Below are 17,760 nucleotides of genomic sequence, written 5' to 3' on the forward strand. Positions count from 1 at the left end.
GAGTCAAACGGACGACCATTGTTCCCTCCTGGAGTTCTGGTGTAAACTCCGAGCCAAGCCTCGTAAAAACAAAGCTCCCTAAAATCATGAGCCCCCCGGCAAGCCCTACCGACAGCCTCCTGTGTTTAACAAAAAAGGAAACAGCGGGTCTATATAAAGCCGACAGCCATCGCATAACAACCGGCTCCCGGACGCCCTTGCCGAATTTCCTGGAACCGGGATGCCGCAGTAGTAGATGAGTCAGTATCGGAGCCAGGAACACTGCATAAATCAGCGAACCGCTCATTGCCAGCGCAACAGTGTAAGCTAACGGGCGAAAGGTCTTGCCTTCTACTCCCTGGAGGGTAAACAAGGGTAAAAAAACGACTATAATAATCGAAACGGCGAAGACGATCGGTCTTCCGACTTCCTTACAGGCCCGGGCCACAAGATGAATCTGAGATTCAGCAGGATCGGCCTGGTGCATCATCCGGTCTGCGTTCTCGACCATCACAATTGCGCCATCAACCATCATGCCGATGGCAATAGCCAGGCCGCCCAGAGACATGAGGTTTGCCGAAATACCGAAATATTTCATCAGAAGAAAAGAAAACAGGATCGAGAACGGAATGGACAGGATAACCACAACGCTTGGACGCAAGCTGCCCAGGAAGACAAGCAAAACCAAGGCTACAAGTACAATTGCCTCTTTTAATGCGTTCATGACAGTGGCGACACAGGCTTCAATCAGGCTTTTCTGGTCGTAATAAGGGACCAGCCTGATCCCTTCGGGCAGGATGCGGTTGATTTCCTCGAGTTTGCTCTCGACCCGTTTGATTACCGTGGAAGAGTTAGTGCCGAAAAGTTTGACCACCTGGCCTGAAACAACCTCTCCCACTCCGTTTCTTGTCTGAAGGCCGCGGCGAACGGCGCCACCGATTCTAATTTCCGCTAAACTCTTTAAGTATACGGGAGTTCCATCTACGGATTTTATTACAATGTTTTCCAGGTCTTCAATGTTATAAGCCAGCCCCACTGAGCGGACAATGTATTCTTCCGCGTTTTTCGTCAGGTATTGAGCCCCTACATTGAGATTGTTCGCCTTAATCTTTTCAATCAGTTCGCCCAGTGAGACGTTGTAGCTGAGAAGGCCAGATGGATCAACGACGACATGAAACTGTTTTTCCCAGCCCCCAATACCTAAAACCTCAGTAACTCCCGGCACTGTCTGCAGATGGAACTTGACCAGCCAGTCCTGAATCGTACGCAGTTCCTCCAGCGACCGCTTGCCGGTTTCATCTTCAAGGTAATAAAAAAGAATCAGTCCCATGCCGGTCGAGATCGGGCCCATTTGCGGATCGCCGAACCCTTCCGGTATTTGCTCGCGGGCTTCCTGCAGCCGTTCGTTAACGAGCTGGCGGGCGAAATAGATATCCATCCCGTCTTCGAAGTAGACATTAACTACCGAGAGTCCGAAATTGGAAATGGAGCGGATTTCTTTAATTTGCGGAAGACCGTTCATCGCGGCTTCCACAGGGTAGGTGATGTATTGTTCAATCTCTTCCGGCGCAAGTCCTTCAGTCTCGGTGAAAACCTGGACCAGGTTCGGCGACACGTCCGGGAAAGCATCCACAGGGAGCTTCTTGTAACTATAGTACCCGGAAGCCATCACCAGCACTCCCAGCACGACAATGAGAAGCTGGTTTCTGAGAGCATATTGAATAAGTTTATCAATCATTTATAACTCCTAGTGTTTTTACCAATTAATGAGCGTGTCCCTCTCCACCAAATGAAGCTTTTTCCAGTTCCGATTTCAGCGTGAAGGATCCGCTGCTTACATAAAGCTGGCCTTCTTCGAGGCCGGAAATTATTTCAACATGTGTCCCGTTCTTCCGACCCACCTTGACAGGATCGAGCTCGAAACCATCTGCTGTGCGGACAAACACGAACGTTTCCTCATCCATAGTCATCAGCGCTGTTTTCGGCACCAGCAGGGGAACCATGGTCTCTTCCACCGTAATCATGGCGTTAACGAAAAGTCCCGGGCGCCAAAGACCCTCGGGATTGTTGAGTACGACCCGAGCCGTTGCTGTGCGGGTTTCCTCAAAAAGAATGGGGCTGACAAATGAGATAATACCGTCTGTCTTCAAATTCCCCTGTTTACTTGATATGATGACGGGTTGACCATTGTGGACATAGGGGAGATCCTTCTGGTAAACAGTAAGGCTCACCCAGACAATACTCAGGTCTGCAACAGTAAAAGCTTCTGCATCTTCGGTCAGCGCCTCCCCGAGGGTAGTATGCTTATTGATTACAGTGCCGTCAAAAGGCGCAGTAATTTCATAGCGAGTAAAAGGCACACCCTGATGGAAAGACAAATTGTGCACATATTCTTCAGAAAATCCCAAAGCATGAAGCTTTTGACCTGCTGCTTCAAGTTCAATCCTGGCTTTCGCCAGGGCCTGTTTCGCCTCCAGGTATACCCGCTCGGAGGAAACACTTTGTTTCCATAACCGCTCTTCCCGCTGAAAAGTTGTTTCAGTGAGAGTAACTTGTTCCTTTGCGACCAGAAATACGGACTTCAAGTCCGAAAGTTCACGGCTATCCAGGATGGCCATTACCTCGCCCCTTATTACTCGATCACCTATTTCCTTCCGAACCTTACGTATCACTCCTGCTACTTGTGGAACGATGTGAGCAAGCCGACTTGGATCGGTCGTAACTTCTCCGGGCAGAGAGATTTGCACCTTAAGTTTTCCTGGACCTGCGGCAGCTATTTCGATACCGAAAGCTTCCATTTCTTCTTCACTCAAATGAACTGTTTGGCCTTCTTCGTCCTCGCCATGTTCATCATGTTCCGCCTGCTCGTTTTGAACATTTTCATCATGATCGGTAGTCGAACGACTGCCACCCTCATTCGACTGACAGCCTGCTGCCAAAGCCAGAAAAATTCCAATAAAGGCAATAGTAAAAGGTTGCATCTTTTTTTTCATTTCCATGATTAATCTCCTAATAATTTTATTAATCACTCAGGCAAATTGCCGCCGACCGCACGTTCGAGTGCAGCCAGTGCTGCCCTATGATTGAATAATGCTTGCGCATATTCCACACGGGTATCAGTCAAGGCCCTTTGGGATTCCAATAGTTCAAGATATGTTGCCTTTCCTTCCTGGTAGCTCAAACTGGCAACTTCATAGGCCCTTTCCGCCACTTGCAGAATCCGATCCTTGTATAATTGAACTCGGTCTTCTGCTGCCTTTAAATCCAGAAACGCACTCTCTACCTCCAGAAGCAATTGGTAACGAACTATATTCCTTTCAGCGTCCGCCAAGGCTGTCTCAGCTTTAGCCTGGACTATTTCACCACGCTGTCGGAACATTGCCCAAATTGGCAATTCCATACCAAAAGTCACATGCCAATAATTGTTTCTCTCGATACTACTCCTGATACTCTGACGGAAAACACCAATATTCAAATCGGGAACTATTGACAAAACAGCCACAGATTTGTTGGACTGTGCGGCGGCCAAGTTGAGTTCAGATCCCAGCATATCGGGACGGAGATCAATCGCTAACCTTTTTAGTTTTTCAAGATCAGCCTCTAACGGGCTGGAGGCTAAATCTCCATTCAATTCCATCGGGCTATTAGCCTCGCGAGCCAGCAAGGAGTTCAATGTCGCCCTGAATACTAATAGATCGTTCCTGGCAATTGTCACTCGATTTTCTGCTCGACCGGTTTCTACTTCGGCCCTCAAAACTTCAAGCTCCGGGACATCACCGGCTTCGAAACGCACTTTAGCCTTTTGCAGAAGATCTTGCGCAAATCGCAAATCCCGTTTTTTGTATTCATGGATTTCTTGCGCCAAAAGTACTCGGTCAAAGGCAGTCTTGACCCGGGTTGCTACCTCCAATTTTGTCATCTCAAACACCGCCATCCTAACAGCATCTGAGCGTTTTCTTGCTACCTGGTTTCGTAGCCACCATTTTAGCGGAAACTCGACTCTCTGGCTTATCCCGATATTGCGCTCGCCATACCCAGCAATGTTAGAAACTCCTGGCAACTCTTCATATTCCAGTCTCAATTCCGGATCTGGGAAAGCTCTTGCCTGGATTAACCGGGCCTTGGCGATTTCCCAGTTCTGTCGTGCTGCTGTAACTTCCGGGTTGTTTTCAATCGCAATCCGTATGGCCTCCGACTTTGTGAGTTGATCGGCGCGAACAAGTTCAACACCCAGACCGAGGATCAAAGTACCTGCCATCAGTAAGCCACCAAAATATTGCCCATATAATTGTTTAGGATTCATAACTACACGCTCCCTTGCCCTGAAAAGTGCTAATTCGATACGTAGAACCTGTGTCTTGCACACATGTTTAGAGGGTGCAAGACACACGTATCCAAACTGGCTAAAAAGAATTCTGAGATGTTGAATTGACGCGCTGGAGATTAAATCAGGAGGACAACACTTCGCAGGCAAACGGAGTTGATGCTATATGCTGGACAGGGAGAAAACAAGTTTCTTCTGTAAGTAGTCTCAAGGGGTGAGAGTAAAGATGTAGGATTATCCACAAATTCATACTGAATAATGTGCCTGGCTGCATTTTGGCTTGAAGCGCTAGAAATGTGAGGAGTTTTAACAGACAGAGGTATATCGGTACATATACCGCAGTGATCTATAGTACACGATCCTGTTTTCGTACAAAATTGAGATATAACATCTGGAAAATCTTTGGCACTCATTGCTGAAAGAGATAGCACTCGAAAAGTGCGCTCGATTTCAATGTGGCCATTAGAATTCACACAAAGGACCGAATTCTCGCTGGCAAAGGCTACAAGCAGCAAGTAAATCAGCAAGCTAAGACTTGAAATAATATGTATGGAGCCTTTTAGCAACCTTGAAAGTTCTCATTTTGAGTACAATAAAATTTCCTACGTGTTGGCGATAATAATAAGTCTATCCACAAAAGTCAAACGGGCATTAAGATGAAACAGAAATAAGTTCTTTCTTTCAAACAGCATCCAATGGAAAACATCGCTATGACAAGATAGAGTTAGGAGTAAGCTGTAAAATTCAAAGATATTTGATTGCAATTAATAAGTGCTCAACTCTTTGAATATTACTCCGGAAGAATTAGAGGAATTAAGTACACTATCGCATATTTCCCTTGTGAATAGGAAGTGGGCGTGCATATGGGTATAAAAATCTTGAGACGGACAGCAGCAATATAAATGGAAATCTCGCTCTTGGTGACTCGACATTGGGGGCAGGTCACCACGTAACTCATTGATAAATATGGTGGGCACTACTGGATTCGAACCAGTGACCTCCTGCTTGTAAGGCAGGCGCTCTAACCATCTGAGCTAAGCGCCCACTGCCCGGCTAGATGATAATCGCCAGGGGCACCAGAATGCAGTAACCCACCACCAGGCAAATGGGAGCGAACGTAATCGAACCCATGCCCAGAGCGATATGCCCGATCACGATCACCACCAGGGCGATCACGAACAGCAGCAGATTTTTCTGGCTGAAAGCGCGGGATAAATCAGTTGTGGCAGCCTGCGCCTGAGTTGCCCGACCTCTGTCCTTTTTCCTTTTTTCCGCCATGACTCGTCTGCCGGTTAAGTTAATTCAGGTTTCGCGGGCTGTTTAATTTACACTCCCGCCCCTGTCAGTCAAGCATCATTGGAAAATCCAGCTTACCCGGGTTTGACGACGGCCAGATATTCCGAGATGTGATGGTCGTATTCGCTGGTGCGACGGAAGACAGCCCGGGCCAGCTCGTAGCGCAGTTTCAGGTCCAGGGCACCGCTGTTGGCCCGCAACTGCCCGGTAACCTCTGCGTACTGCTGAGGCGATGTCACCACGGCGACCGCGGAGAAATTTTTAGCCGCGCTACGCAGCATTGTCGGACCGCCGATATCGATCTGCTCGACGGCTTCCTCGAGAGTCACTCCCTGACGCGCCACGGTCTGCTCGAACGGGTACAGGTTGACCACCACCATGTCGATCAACTCGACATTCAGCTCACGACACTGGCGCATATGGTCATCCAGGTCGCGACGGGCCAGCAGAGCGCCGTGAACTTTAGGATGGAGGGTTTTGACCCGCCCGTCCAGCATCTCGGGATGGCCGGTGTACTGGTCGACACTGCGAATCTCGATCCCGGCTTCCGACAGGTGGCGGGCGGTTCCTCCCGTCGACAGTATTTCGGCGCCGAACTCTTTCAGCGTCCCGGCCAGCTCGACAACACCGCTCTTATCGCTGACACTAATCAGCGCCCGCTTGATCTTGATCTTGTTCATGTTATATCCTAAATCGATATAATTTTGTGAGTTATTAATTCTTGGACCTTGAAATTATGAAAACAGCATCTTCGGAAAATTCGACCTGTTCACCGACAACTAAATCCTCAAATCCTTCCTCTGAAGTATATTTTGAAAGATTAAGAATTTCTCCTATTATTAAGCCGCTGGACTGTATATTAATTGATCGTATCTTAATTTCCGCCTCTTTATATCTTACGGTGACAATATCATTCTGCTGAATCGGTAATTTTAGATATGTAATATCAGGTCCATCTCCACACCATAGAATATTCTTTTCTCTTTCTGTAAAATTTGGGTGTTTCATGTTTTACTCCTCTCTTAATTTCACCCGGCCTTCAACAACCTCCACCCGGCCGCTGGCGATCAGTCCGACTACTTCCGGCAGCAATTCGTGTTCCTTTTCGAGTACGCGGGCGGCCAGTTCCTCAGGCGTGTCCTCGTGGAAAACAGGTACTGCGCTCTGGGCGATAATCGGTCCCCGGTCGTACTCCTCGTTGATGAAATGCACCGTGGGTCCGGAGAGTTTCGCCCCGGATGCGATGACCGCCTCGTGCACGCGACGGCCGTACATCCCGCGGCCCCCGAACGATGGCAGCAGCGCCGGATGGATGTTGATCATCCTGTTGCTGTAAACGGCCACCACGTTGGGAGGAACCATCTTGAGATAGCCGGCCAGCACGACCAGCCCCACCCCTCTCTCTTCGAACAGTTCGAGAAGCCTGCGGCCGAAACCTTCCTGGCTGTCGAAATCCGCCGGGGGCACAATCTCGGTGGCAACTCCGGCTTTCGTTGCGCGATCCAGCGAGCCGGCTCCCGGCCGGTCGGTAACCACCAGCACCACGCGGGCATGGGCGGATGAACTGTTCCGGTCGGGGAACCGGTCCAGCAGCTTCTGAAGGTTGGTGCCGCCGCCGCTTGCCATCACGGCCACCCTCAGTTTCTGCGTTTCGCCTGCATCGGACATCCAGTTAACCCGCAAGATCAAATAATTATGGAACCTAAGGAGCAGATAATTCCTGCTGAGGCGCTCAAGCCACCCAACCAGCACGGAACGGCTCTACCGGCCTGCCGTCGCTTGTGGTAAGCAGCTCTGCTTCCGGATCCCAATGCATCCGGCGTCCCAGCAGATAGCTGGCTGTGGCCATATGCATGGTGATCGCCTCCTGAAAACCATCCCCGATATGGCACAACGTATCCGGATCGTTTGCCCGGATATGCTCGATCCAGTTTTTGTGGTGCAGGTAGGTGGTACTGACCCTGCGCCCTTCCTTGAAAGTATAGAGCAGGCCTTTCGACAGGCTCCAGCTCGATGTAGCCGATGTTATCGCCTCGACCCCCTTGCCTCCCACATTGCGATAGGTAATCATCGGCTTGTCCGGCTGAACCCTGCCACTTTCCAGCCACTCGGCATAGCGGGTGCTGCGGGGGTCGGCGTAGATATTAACTCCATCGTCGAATTCCATCGTGGCCTCACTGCCCAGATAAATCTGGTCGCGACTGCACGAATTACCCAGAGTGGCATTGTAAACCACTGTCAGACCCCTGTCAGGCCACTCATAGGTGACCTGGAAAACATCCGGCCACTCACGCTGGAGCAGAGGCACGTCCGGCCTTACCCTGGCTCCAGCCGGCACCGGCTCGTCCGTACCCAGCGGCTCGCCGTGCTCATCGACCACGGCCTGGTACTGTTTATAGTGGTAAATCCCTCCCGAAGCGGTAGCCGAAAAGGGAATCCCCAGTTGCATGATCATGTTGATCAGGTCCATCTCGTGAGAAAGCAACTGTCCGGCAAGACCAGTACTGTAATCCTTGAAACATGTCCAGTTGAAAAAGCGGTTGGGATCGTAGGGCCGGTATTCCCGATTGGATAGATACTGCTCCCAGTCCAAGTTGCGCGCGCCGGAAGAGGCGCTTTGCGGGCCGTGACTCCTGGGAACGTCACGGAACCAGGCCCCGTTGTTCGAATTACGGTTCGTGTAGCATTGGATCAGCGTAATATCTCCGAGCATTCCCCTGGCCACCACATCCATTGCCGAATCGTACTCCACGCTGTTGCGGTTCTGATGGCCAAGCTGGAATACGATCCCGGCTTTTTTTACCGCATCGCGTAACTCGTAAGCCTCCGGGATATTCTGGGTCATACACTTCTCTACGTAGACATGTTTGCCGGCCTCGGCCGCTGCCCTGGCAATCGGCGCGTGCCAATGATCGTCAGTTGCGATCACCACGGCATCCACGTCACTTTCCGACAACAGTTCCTGGTGAGTGCGATAAGATTTGGCCGTTCCACCCGAAGCACGAACAGCGTAGTCCACGTTAGGCTGATACAAGTCACAGACAGCCGTGCAACGAACGTTGAGCGATTCCCTGCTTTCGAGTTCCAGCTTCAGCTCGGCACTCAGCTCTTCGGGCGGGAAGAAACCCAGGTCGTGGAGATGGTCTTTACCCCTGCTGCCCACGCCAATAAAGCCGATGTTGATCGTATCGTTCGCGCTCTGATAGGAGGCGAGTTTCTTATATTTACGCTCCATAAAGGGATGAGATTTCGCCGGACCGCCTGCTTGATCAAGGATAATCTCCCGCTTGCTTTGATCATCTCGCCCCTTCCGGAAAGCAGAATATGCAAAAGCCCCCAGCACGGGAGTACCGGCGGCCGCTTTAAGGAATTCCCGGCGGTCAGGAAATTTATCCATCTCATTTACCTTTCGGTCATCGATTGAACTCTCACCACTAAACCTTAGCTCACAAAAAGTGATCCCCTGAAGCCGGTTGTACGGCTTCAGGGGAGCACCCGGCTTTTTCGCGCACAATCTGGAACCATGCCGCCGCAGTGTTAAGTAATCGGGAATGACGACACAACCGCCCACCGTGTTGCGGCTTATCTAACGGCCGCCCTCAGCTCAACGCCGGAATCGACGGCTCGTGTTCGAACTCGACCTCGTCGGTTTCCGCATTCCAGTTGATCCGTGTCCCGTTCAGCAGGGCATATGTCGCCATGTGGGCCGTAATCGCCTCCTGGAACCCGTCGTCGATATCGCACATCGTCTCGTGATTATTATCGCGGATATGGTCGATCCAGTCCTTGATATGCAGGTGGGTGGTATTGACCAGCCTGCCGCCGCGGTAGGTGTAGAGCAGACCCTTGGCCACGGTCCACTGGGCGGTGGCGGCGGTAATCGCCTCGATACCCTTGCCGGCCACATTGCGGAAAGAGATCATCGGTTCATCGGGCTTTACCTTGCCGCTGTCGAGCCATTTGCGGTATTTCCCGCTGCGGCGGTCGGCGTAGACGTCCACGCCGTTGGTCAGGTCCATCGTCGCCTCGCTGCCCAGGTAGATCTGGCCGCGGCCCCAGCTGTTGCCCAGGGTGGCATTGTAGACCACTGTCAGGTCGTGGCCCTTCCACTCATAGACCACCTGGTACACATCGGGCACCTCACGGCACAGCACGGGAACGTCGGACCTGGGTAGCGCGCCGTCGGGGACCGGCACGTCGCTGCTCAGCGGCTCGCCCTCGGCGGTCATCAGCGTGGTGTACTCCTTGTGATGGTACACACCGCCGGATGCGGTGGCGCTGGAGGGGATCCCCAGGTTCATCACCATGTTGATCACGTCGAGTTCATGGGTCAGCAGATCGCCGGAGAGCCCGGTGCCGTAGTCCCAGAAACAGCGCCAGCGGAAAAAGCGGTTGGGATCGTAGGGCCGCTGCACGGTGTTCGATACGTATTGATCCCAATCCACGTTGCGCGCGCCGGAGGAGGCGCTCATCGGTCCGTGCTCCTTGGGGATGCCGTAGACCCAGGCGCCGCTGCGGCTGTTGCGGTTGGTGAAGCACTGGATCAGACTGACATGGCCCAGCATGCCCTTGTCGATCACTTCCATCGCTGAATCGTAGCGGTTGCTGTTACGGTTCTGGTGGCCCAGCTGGAAGACGACGCCGTTTTTCTTGACCGCATCGCGGACCGCGTAGGCTTCCGGAATCGTTTTAGTCATGCACTTTTCGCAGTAAACATGCTTGCCCGCATTGGCCGCGGCGATTGTCACCGGTGCGTGGACGTGGTCGCTGGTGGCGCAGATCACCGCGTCCACGTCGCTGTCGGCCATCAGTTCCTCGTAAGTCTTGTACACTTTCGCCGTGCCGCCGGAGGCTTCGACCGCCCATTCAATATTCGGGGTGTGCAGGTCGCAGACCGCGGTGAGCCGGACGTTCAGGTCCTCGGCGCCATCCAGCCCGCGGGCGCCTTCCTCGCTGGGCGGATGGAACCCGGCCGCACGCAGCAGGCTCTTGCCCCGGCCGCCGCAGCCGACAATCGCGAGATTCAGCGTATCGTTGGCGCTGGCTTTGCGCTGGTAATTGCGCTTGAGCACGTTCGGGTTGGTTCCGGCCGTTTCCTTGCCGATCGAGAGGATTTCTTCCCGGGCCAGTGTATCGCGTTGTTTTTTATCGTAAAGCGAGAGTCCGAAAGCGCCGAGCACTGGGGTGGTGGCGGCCGCTTTCAGGAAGTCCCTCCTGTTTACGCCGGATCTTCTATCATTGTCAGCCATCTTTGGTTACTCCTCGCAGCAACAAGCTTCATCCCGCTTGATGAAGCTCATGGTCGATTTTAACGTAGGAATCCCGCTTCGATCCCGGCTCACCGCCGGGATAAGATCCGGTCAAATCCCCAAACAATGCCGGACGGGAAAACCAGCAGCACAATAACCGCCGCCAGTTCGACCAGGTTCTTGTTCACTATCATGTAACTGCCCTCGCCCGGCAGGAACTGCACGCCCACCCAGGGAGGATTCGACAGGTAGAACATCAGCAGGAACGCTCCGGCGACAACCAGTCCGGTCCTGGTGAACAGACCCAGGATCAGAGCGATCCCGGTTAATGTCAGGCCCCAGGCCATCACGCCATCCACCACGGCCACCATCGACGGCGAACCGGCCAACGATTCGAAGATCGGCCCGAACGGTCCGGGCGCCGCTCTGAGGTACCCCGCCGCCGACCAGGCCTCGGAACTCAGCTTGACATAGCCCTCGTAGAGGAAATGCCAGCCGATCACAACCCGGAGAAAGGCGAGGAATAATTTTTGCGCACCTGAGTATTTCCTCAGAGTTTCGCTCAACCCGCTTTCATGTGCCACTGAACGTACCCCTGTCTGATTGTGGAAAGAAAGAAAAATGCAGCGTTATCTTCTTAACAACACGACACTTACCCGTCCCGGGATGCTGTAGCCGGGAAAACCAAGTATTAAACTAACCAGGCTGAAGTTCTCTAGCAAGGAATTTCTCAATTTATTGACGACCCGGCTGAAACGTAAGTTGCTTGGTATTAGTAGTTTGAGTGCTGACCGCAGGCCGGGGCGTTAGCTTGACATCAGCTCCGGCGGCGGATATAATGTGCGGGTGATACGGTTTCCCCGCCTTTGCAGACGCCGGTTTCCTGAAAAGCAGACTTCATTATCCACTCAGGAGCATCAGTTGACAACCAGCCGCAGCCCCATATACCTGACAGCCGCCTGCTGTTCGGGATATCTGGTGATGGGGCTGGTTTTTTCGCTGATCGGCGTGGGTCTGGAATCGTTCGCGGTCCAGATCGGATCGAGCGTTGCCAGGGTGGGCAGCCTGTTTTTTCTGTTCATGGGCGGGGCTACTTTCCTGATGCTTTTCGCGGTCGGCCCGCTGATCGACAGGTTCGGCCAGCGTCCGGTGCTGATGGCCGGCGGGCTTGTGTGCGCTTTGAGCATGTGGCTGCTGGTGCACGCTGAATCCCTGCTGTCCGCCTGCGCGCTGATGTTTTTTCTGGGAGCCGGTTCCGCCGGACTCAACGGCGGAGTCAACACGCTGATTAACCACCTCCACCGCGACAATCCTGAGCGGATGCTCAATGTCGGCAACCTGTTTTTCGGCGTGGGCGCGGTGCTGATGCCGCTCACAGGCAGCTGGCTGATCGGCGGGGCAGGACTTGGCGCGCTGCTCATGTTCGCCGCTTGCGGCTGCCTGCTGCCGGTGGTGATGTTCGCCGCGGCGCGGTTTCCGGACGATGTCGGCGTGGAGGATTTCCGGCTGGCCGACGCCGGCAAGGCAGTCAGCGATCCGCTGGTGGTCCTGTTCTGCGTCCTGATCTTTCTCTACGTGGGCCTCGAAGCCAGTATGGGAATCTGGAGCAGGCCGGTGGTGGCGGACGCCTGGGGGCTCAAGGCCCCGCTCGACCAGTTGCTGCTGGCCGGTTACTGGGGCTCGTTGATGACCGGCCGCCTGTTGGCCGGAACGTTATTTCATAAAATTCCCGGGCGCAAGCTGGTGCTGCGCTGTTCGATCGGCGCCGTGATCGGCCTGACCATGTTCGCCATGGCCGACTCTCTGTGGGTGGCCGCGTTCGCGCTCTGGTTTTCCGGCCTGTGCTTCGCGCCGGTGTTCCCCACCAGCCTGGGCAGCGCCGGCCGGGTTTTCCGACGCTATACCGGGACTATTTTCTCGATGATTATCGCCTGCAGCGTGCTGGGGGGCGTATCGATCGCAGGGCTGGTGGGCTCGTTCGCCGGAGCGGGTTCGATGCGGGCCGGTCTCTTTGTTGTGGCGGGATGTGCCCTGGCGATGTTATTAATACAGGTAACTATCAGCCGCCGTGTCGAACTGCGGCTCGGCGAGGCTGCAGCTGCGGCCAATGCAAATTCAACCACACACTTGCTGGAAAGATACCAGTAAATTCTTTTTCAACATGTCAACCGAGGGAGGGCGCCATGAGGATTATCAGCCGCAGGAGTTTTATCAGATCGGCGATGGCCGCCGGGGGTGCGGCGGCGATCAGCCCCGTGTTCTCGATGGCCCAGCAGATGAAGAAATATGATTTCAAGATTTCGCTGGCCGCCTGGTCGCTTCGGCCCTGGTTCGACAAGACCTGGACCAATCTGGACCTGCCGCGGATCGTGCGTGAGGATTTCAATCTCGACGGCCTGGAGTTCGTCAACAGCTTTTTCACCCTGCCGCGCTACAACTACCTCAACGATCTCAAGAAACGCGCCGACGACTACGGGGTCACGCTGGTGCTGATCATGTGCGATGATGACGGCGATATGTCGCACAACGAGAAGAGCGAGCGCGAGATAGCGGTCCGTCTGCACCACAAATGGATCGACTGCGCCTGGTTCCTGGGCTGCCACGCTATCCGGGGCAACGCCCGCACGCGGACGCCCGGTACCGACGAGGAACGGGTGAAGCGCTGCGCCGAGAGCTACCACTCCCTCTGCGAGTACGCAGACCAGGCGGGGATCAACGTGACCGTGGAAAACCACGGCGGGTTCAGCTCCGATCCGGTCCACCTGGTTTCGCTGGCCAAACAGGTCGACCATCCACGTTTCGGCCTCCTGCCGGACTACGGTAATTTCGACAAGAGCGTGGACAGGTACGAGGCGCTCGAGATGACCATGCCCTACGCCAAGGCGGTGAGTGTCAAATGCCGCGATTTCGACGAGAACGGCCACCACGAAGCCTGGGACCTGGACCGGATGGTCAAGATCACGTTCGACTCCGGCTACCGCGGGTTCATGGGTATCGAGGCCGGCAGCAGGAACATGCGCCACTGGGATAATGTCCGCGCCTGCCGCGATCTCATGCTCAAGTATAAAGCCTGATATTCAGCCGATACGGGGGCGGGCCAGCCCGCTCCGCCCCCGCTCCACCATTCTTCCCCGGCCGGAACTCTTCCATGAATACAATCCCGCCTCAGCAGGATTCCGCCGGCCAGTCGATCAGCCCCGGCGCGCTGGCGATCTACGCCCTCTTTTTCCTGTCGGGCTTCTGCGGCCTGGTGTACGAAATTATCTGGATGCGGCGTTTCGCGGTCGGTTTCGGCAATACGACCTATGCGATCACGGTCGTGCTGGCGGCGTTCATGGCCGGTCTGGCCGCCGGCAGCAAGCTGTTCGGCCGGCTGGCCGACAGCCCCCGGCGGACGAATTCCCTGCTGACATATTACGGCTGGATGGAAATCGCGATCGGTGTCTACTGCCTGGCCTTCGACAGCCTGCTGGGAGTCCAGCGCTCGCTGATGCTCCTTGCCTACGGGGCTGTCGACCCGACCGGCGTGCTGAGCCTGCTGATCAAGTTCCTCATCTCCGCCCTGCTGCTGATCGTGCCCACGCTGCTGATGGGCGGCACGCTGCCGGTGCTGATCAAAGCGCTCAGCCGCCGTCTGCCGGAGGTGGGCAAGGTTACCGGGCGGCTGTATTTTATCAACTGCACCGGCGCGGTTGCCGGTACGCTGGCCGCCGCGTTCTGGATGATTCCATCCCTGGGACTGCCGTTCTCCACCGCCGTCGCCGCCGCGATCAATATCCTGGTGGGCCTGGCGGCCCTGGGAATGCGCGGCCGCCTGGACGAACCGGTCTACGGCGAGGCGCTGGCTGCATCCACCAGTGCAGACACACCGCCAGGCGAGCCGCTCTCCGGCCGCGTTATTACGCTGGCGCTGGCCGGGATATTCGTCAGCGGGTTCACGGCGATGGTTTACGAGATCAGCTGGACCCGGATCCTGTCGATGGTGCTGGGCAGCAGCACCTATTCGTTCGCGCTGATGCTGGCGGCGTTTATTACCGGTATCGCTCTGGGCGGGCTGCTGATCAGCGCGTTCATGGACCGGATAGCCAACCCGGCGCGCGCGTTCGCCGTGCTGCAGGGAGTTGTCGCGCTGTCGGTACTGGCGATGCTGCCGCTGTACAGCCGTCTGCCCCTGTTCTTCCTCACAGTGCGCGAGCTGATCGCTTTCAGCTACGAAACCCACGAAGCGTTCAAATTCCTGGTCTGCCTGCTGGTGATGATCGTGCCGGCGACCGCGTTCGGGATGGGCTTTCCGCTGGTGGCCAGGCTGGCCGCCGACAGGATGAGCGAGGTGGCGGGCAAGGTGGGCGGTGTGTACGCGCTGAACACGCTGGGTAATATCGGCGGCAGCGTGCTCTGCGGCCTGGCGATGATCCCGCTGCTGGGGATCAAGCTCACGATCGAAATTGCCGTGCTGCTGAATCTGGCCACCTGCCTGTCGATCCTGGCTGCGCTGGGCGGCAGGCGGCGACTGGCGGTGGTTTCGTATGCACTCAGCGCCGGAGCGGTGCTGGTCTATTTTCTGCTGGCTCCCGGCTGGGACCGTCACCTGCTCACCGGCGGAGCGTTCCGCTATCACTCGGTAAGCCCGGGCGCCACCGCCGAGAATTTCTACCGCAGCGCCCACGAGCGCGAGTTTGTCTACTACCGCGAGGGGATCAGCACCACGGTCAGCGTGGAGCGGGACGGCGAGGCGCTGATGCTGCGGGTCAACGGCAAGGTGGACGCCTCCAACGAATTCGACATGAGCACCCAGTACCTGCTGGCCCACCTGCCGATGCTGCTCCACCCCGATCCGTCGCGCATCCTCGTAATCGGCGCGGGCAGCGGCGCCACCTGCGGAGCGGCGTTGTCTCATCAGAGTCTCGAAAGGCTCGTGTGTGTCGAGATCAGCCCCGGAGTGGCCGAGGCCAGCCGTTATTTCGATGCTATCAACCACCGCTACTGGGAAGACCCGCGGGTGGAGCTAGTGATTGACGACGGCCGTAATTTCCTGTTCCGCGACGACAGCCCCTGGGACGTGATCACCAGCGAGCCGTCCAACCCCTGGATCGCCGGGATCGGCAACCTCTACACCGAGCAGTTCTACGCCGACTGCGCGCGCCGCCTGGCTCCGGGCGGACTGATCTGCCAGTGGATCCATCTCTACGAGATGGACGAGATCGTGCTTAAAACGATCCTGACCACGTTCACCCGCACGTTCCCCCACGCGGTGGCGTTCAGTTCGGTGGAAAACAGCGACCTGCTGCTGATCGGCTCGGCCCGGCCCCTGGAGACGGATTTCGAGGCGATCAGCCGCAGGATGGGCCAGCCGGAAGTGGCCGAAGACCTGAAGCGCATCGGGATCAGCAGCCTGTTCACCCTGCTTGCCACCCAGGTGTTCAACGAGCGCGGAATGCGCCGCTGGTCGGGGATTGCTCCGGTGAACTCCGATGACTTCCCGATAGTCGAATACAGCGCGCCTCGGGGTTTTTTCTACGCCAGTCACGTGGAGCTGCCAAGCGAGTACCGCCTGGCGGGAGCCGATAATCTGCTGGCGCGCTACCTGGCGGGACACCGGGCCACGGCCGACGAGCTGGTGGAAACCGCCCGCTACCAGATGGTGTCCTCCGGGATGACCTACCTGGTGTTCTCCACCCTGGCCGATGCGCTGGAGCGAGAGCCGGACCATCGCGAAGGACTGGCGCTGAAAGTGGAGCTGCTGACCGAGCGCAGGAAGTACGCCGAGGCTGTCCAGGTGCTGGAGCGCTACCGCGCGGTTGAGAGCGACGAGAAAAAGCTGCTGGAAATGGAGTTCCCGCTGGCGACCGCCCTGGCCCAGCGTCACAGCGCCTCTCTGCTGGACAAGCCCGATTTCTCCCGGGCGCTCGAGATCAAGCGCAGGCTGATCGAACTGGAGCCCTCGCGCGGTATTCATTATTACGGGCTTGGGGAGACTTTCAGGAGCGCCCGCCAGTGGAGCAGCGCGGCCGCGGCGTTCGAGACGGCCCTGGAGAATGACGCCGGAACCGAAGAGAGCGGACTGCCCGAGGTGCCGCTGGTGCTGCACCGGATCGGCGAGTGCTGGATCTCGGCCGGGCAGTTGGATCGGGCCGAAGCCGTATATGTCCGTCTGCTGCGGGAATATCCCGCTAATCCGCTTTGGGCCTCCATGCTGCAGCTTATCGCCTATCAGCGGCTGTTGGAGGAACCCGGGACCCCCGACCCCGAAAGGATCAGGCAGTTGTTCGGCAACTGAGTCGGCAGGGGGTGAGGCCGGATGCAATGCAAAAAGCCGGATTCCTTTCAGATTGCATCCGCTAATTTTGCAAATCCCGGCTCTGATTTTCTTACGCATCGCTAACTAACTGATATTTCTTTGGTTACAAATCGGCGAAATTGTGGCACGATACCTGCCTTTCTTGTGAGCCGTCTCGATGTCCTTTCTCTCTCCAACCACCTTTGAAAGGAGCTACTCAGATGAGAGGGCTACGCAACGCCAAGGGTTTCACCCTTATCGAGCTGTTGATTGTCGTGGTCATTATCGGTATCCTGGCCACAGTGTTGATCAGCCGGTTCGCCGGCGCCAAGGATTCAGCCTACATCGCCCACGCCAACACGATGGCTGAAGCTGTCAAAACCGCCGCGATAGCCTACAGCGTGTCGCGTATCGACGGCGCCGCGGCGACCACGATCGCCGACCTGCAGAAGATCGACTCCGATATCGCCGCCGACGTCAACGACATGTTACTGACCATCGCCGGTACGGTCCTGACGATCGATCACCAGGCGATCACCGAAAGCAGAAAAGCATCGGTGACCCTGGTAACGGGAATAGTCACTACGGCCTCGATGGTCGAATAGTTTTGCCCTCGACACACGCTTGAAAGGCCG

Annotated in this window: 13 protein-coding genes, 1 tRNA gene and 1 pseudogene (1 of these 15 only partly in view); 4 read left to right on the forward strand and 11 right to left on the reverse strand. The window is 55.8% G+C overall.

Features of this window, described 5'->3' with window-relative positions; genetic code table 11:
- The 11 genes and pseudogenes from FVQ81_08910 to FVQ81_08960 form a co-directional block, all read right to left on the reverse strand.
- A pseudogene (locus FVQ81_08910) lies at nt 1-1,714 on the reverse strand (efflux RND transporter permease subunit) (it extends 405 nt beyond the left edge of the window).
- Between the two features lie 28 nt (nt 1,715-1,742).
- The gene (locus FVQ81_08915; protein ID MBW7996667.1) at nt 1,743-2,978 is read right to left on the reverse strand and encodes an efflux RND transporter periplasmic adaptor subunit; all 1,236 of its coding nucleotides are present in this window, start codon (nt 2,976-2,978) and stop codon (nt 1,743-1,745) included.
- Between the two features lie 26 nt (nt 2,979-3,004).
- The gene (locus tag FVQ81_08920; protein MBW7996668.1) at nt 3,005-4,282 is read right to left on the reverse strand and encodes a TolC family protein; all 1,278 of its coding nucleotides are present in this window, start codon (nt 4,280-4,282) and stop codon (nt 3,005-3,007) included.
- A gap of 988 nt (nt 4,283-5,270) precedes the next feature.
- Nucleotides 5,271-5,347 (reverse strand) — tRNA-Val (locus FVQ81_08925).
- Between the two features lie 9 nt (nt 5,348-5,356).
- Entirely contained in the window at nt 5,357-5,581 is a 225-nt protein-coding gene (locus FVQ81_08930) for a hypothetical protein (protein MBW7996669.1), read from the reverse strand.
- Nucleotides 5,582-5,673: 92 nt separating this feature from the next.
- Nucleotides 5,674-6,279: a hypothetical protein gene (locus FVQ81_08935; GenBank protein MBW7996670.1), complete on the reverse strand. Its 606-nt coding sequence runs from the start codon at nt 6,277-6,279 to the stop codon at nt 5,674-5,676.
- Nucleotides 6,280-6,313: 34 nt separating this feature from the next.
- Nucleotides 6,314-6,607 carry a hypothetical protein gene (locus FVQ81_08940; protein ID MBW7996671.1) on the reverse strand — a complete coding sequence of 98 codons (294 nt, stop codon included), beginning with the start codon at nt 6,605-6,607 and terminating at the stop codon, nt 6,314-6,316.
- Nucleotides 6,608-6,610: 3 nt separating this feature from the next.
- Nucleotides 6,611-7,267, reverse strand: a complete 657-nt coding sequence (locus FVQ81_08945; protein ID MBW7996672.1) for a phosphoribosylglycinamide formyltransferase — start codon at nt 7,265-7,267, stop codon at nt 6,611-6,613.
- 64 nt (nt 7,268-7,331) lie between these two features.
- A complete protein-coding gene (locus tag FVQ81_08950; GenBank protein ID MBW7996673.1) occupies nt 7,332-8,996 on the reverse strand; it encodes a Gfo/Idh/MocA family oxidoreductase in 1,665 nt (554 codons plus the stop codon).
- 202 nt (nt 8,997-9,198) lie between these two features.
- Nucleotides 9,199-10,848, reverse strand: a complete 1,650-nt coding sequence (locus FVQ81_08955) for a Gfo/Idh/MocA family oxidoreductase (GenBank protein ID MBW7996674.1) — start codon at nt 10,846-10,848, stop codon at nt 9,199-9,201.
- Between the two features lie 89 nt (nt 10,849-10,937).
- The gene (locus tag FVQ81_08960; GenBank protein ID MBW7996675.1) at nt 10,938-11,471 is read right to left on the reverse strand and encodes a DoxX family protein; all 534 of its coding nucleotides are present in this window, start codon (nt 11,469-11,471) and stop codon (nt 10,938-10,940) included.
- Between the two features lie 298 nt (nt 11,472-11,769).
- Here FVQ81_08960 and FVQ81_08965 point away from each other — a divergent pair, with 298 nt between their 5' ends.
- The 4 genes from FVQ81_08965 (at nt 11,770) to FVQ81_08980 (ending at nt 17,730) form a co-directional block, all read left to right on the forward strand.
- Nucleotides 11,770-12,996, forward strand: coding sequence for an MFS transporter (locus tag FVQ81_08965; protein MBW7996676.1), 1,227 nt, complete (start codon nt 11,770-11,772; stop codon nt 12,994-12,996).
- Entirely contained in the window at nt 12,873-13,922 is a 1,050-nt protein-coding gene (locus FVQ81_08970) for a sugar phosphate isomerase/epimerase (protein MBW7996677.1), read from the forward strand. The genes FVQ81_08965 and FVQ81_08970 overlap by 124 nt, the downstream gene beginning before the upstream one ends.
- A gap of 74 nt (nt 13,923-13,996) precedes the next feature.
- Complete coding sequence (locus FVQ81_08975) at nt 13,997-17,125, forward strand: tetratricopeptide repeat protein (protein MBW7996678.1); 3,129 nt, start codon at nt 13,997-13,999, stop codon at nt 17,123-17,125.
- Between the two features lie 221 nt (nt 17,126-17,346).
- Nucleotides 17,347-17,730 (forward strand): prepilin-type N-terminal cleavage/methylation domain-containing protein, encoded by a 384-nt coding sequence (locus FVQ81_08980; protein MBW7996679.1) that lies wholly within the window; start codon nt 17,347-17,349, stop codon nt 17,728-17,730.
- Nucleotides 17,731-17,760: the final 30 nt, after the last annotated feature.

This window comes from Candidatus Glassbacteria bacterium (genome assembly GCA_019456185.1).
Classification (GTDB): domain Bacteria; phylum Gemmatimonadota; class Glassbacteria; order GWA2-58-10; family GWA2-58-10; genus JAJRTS01.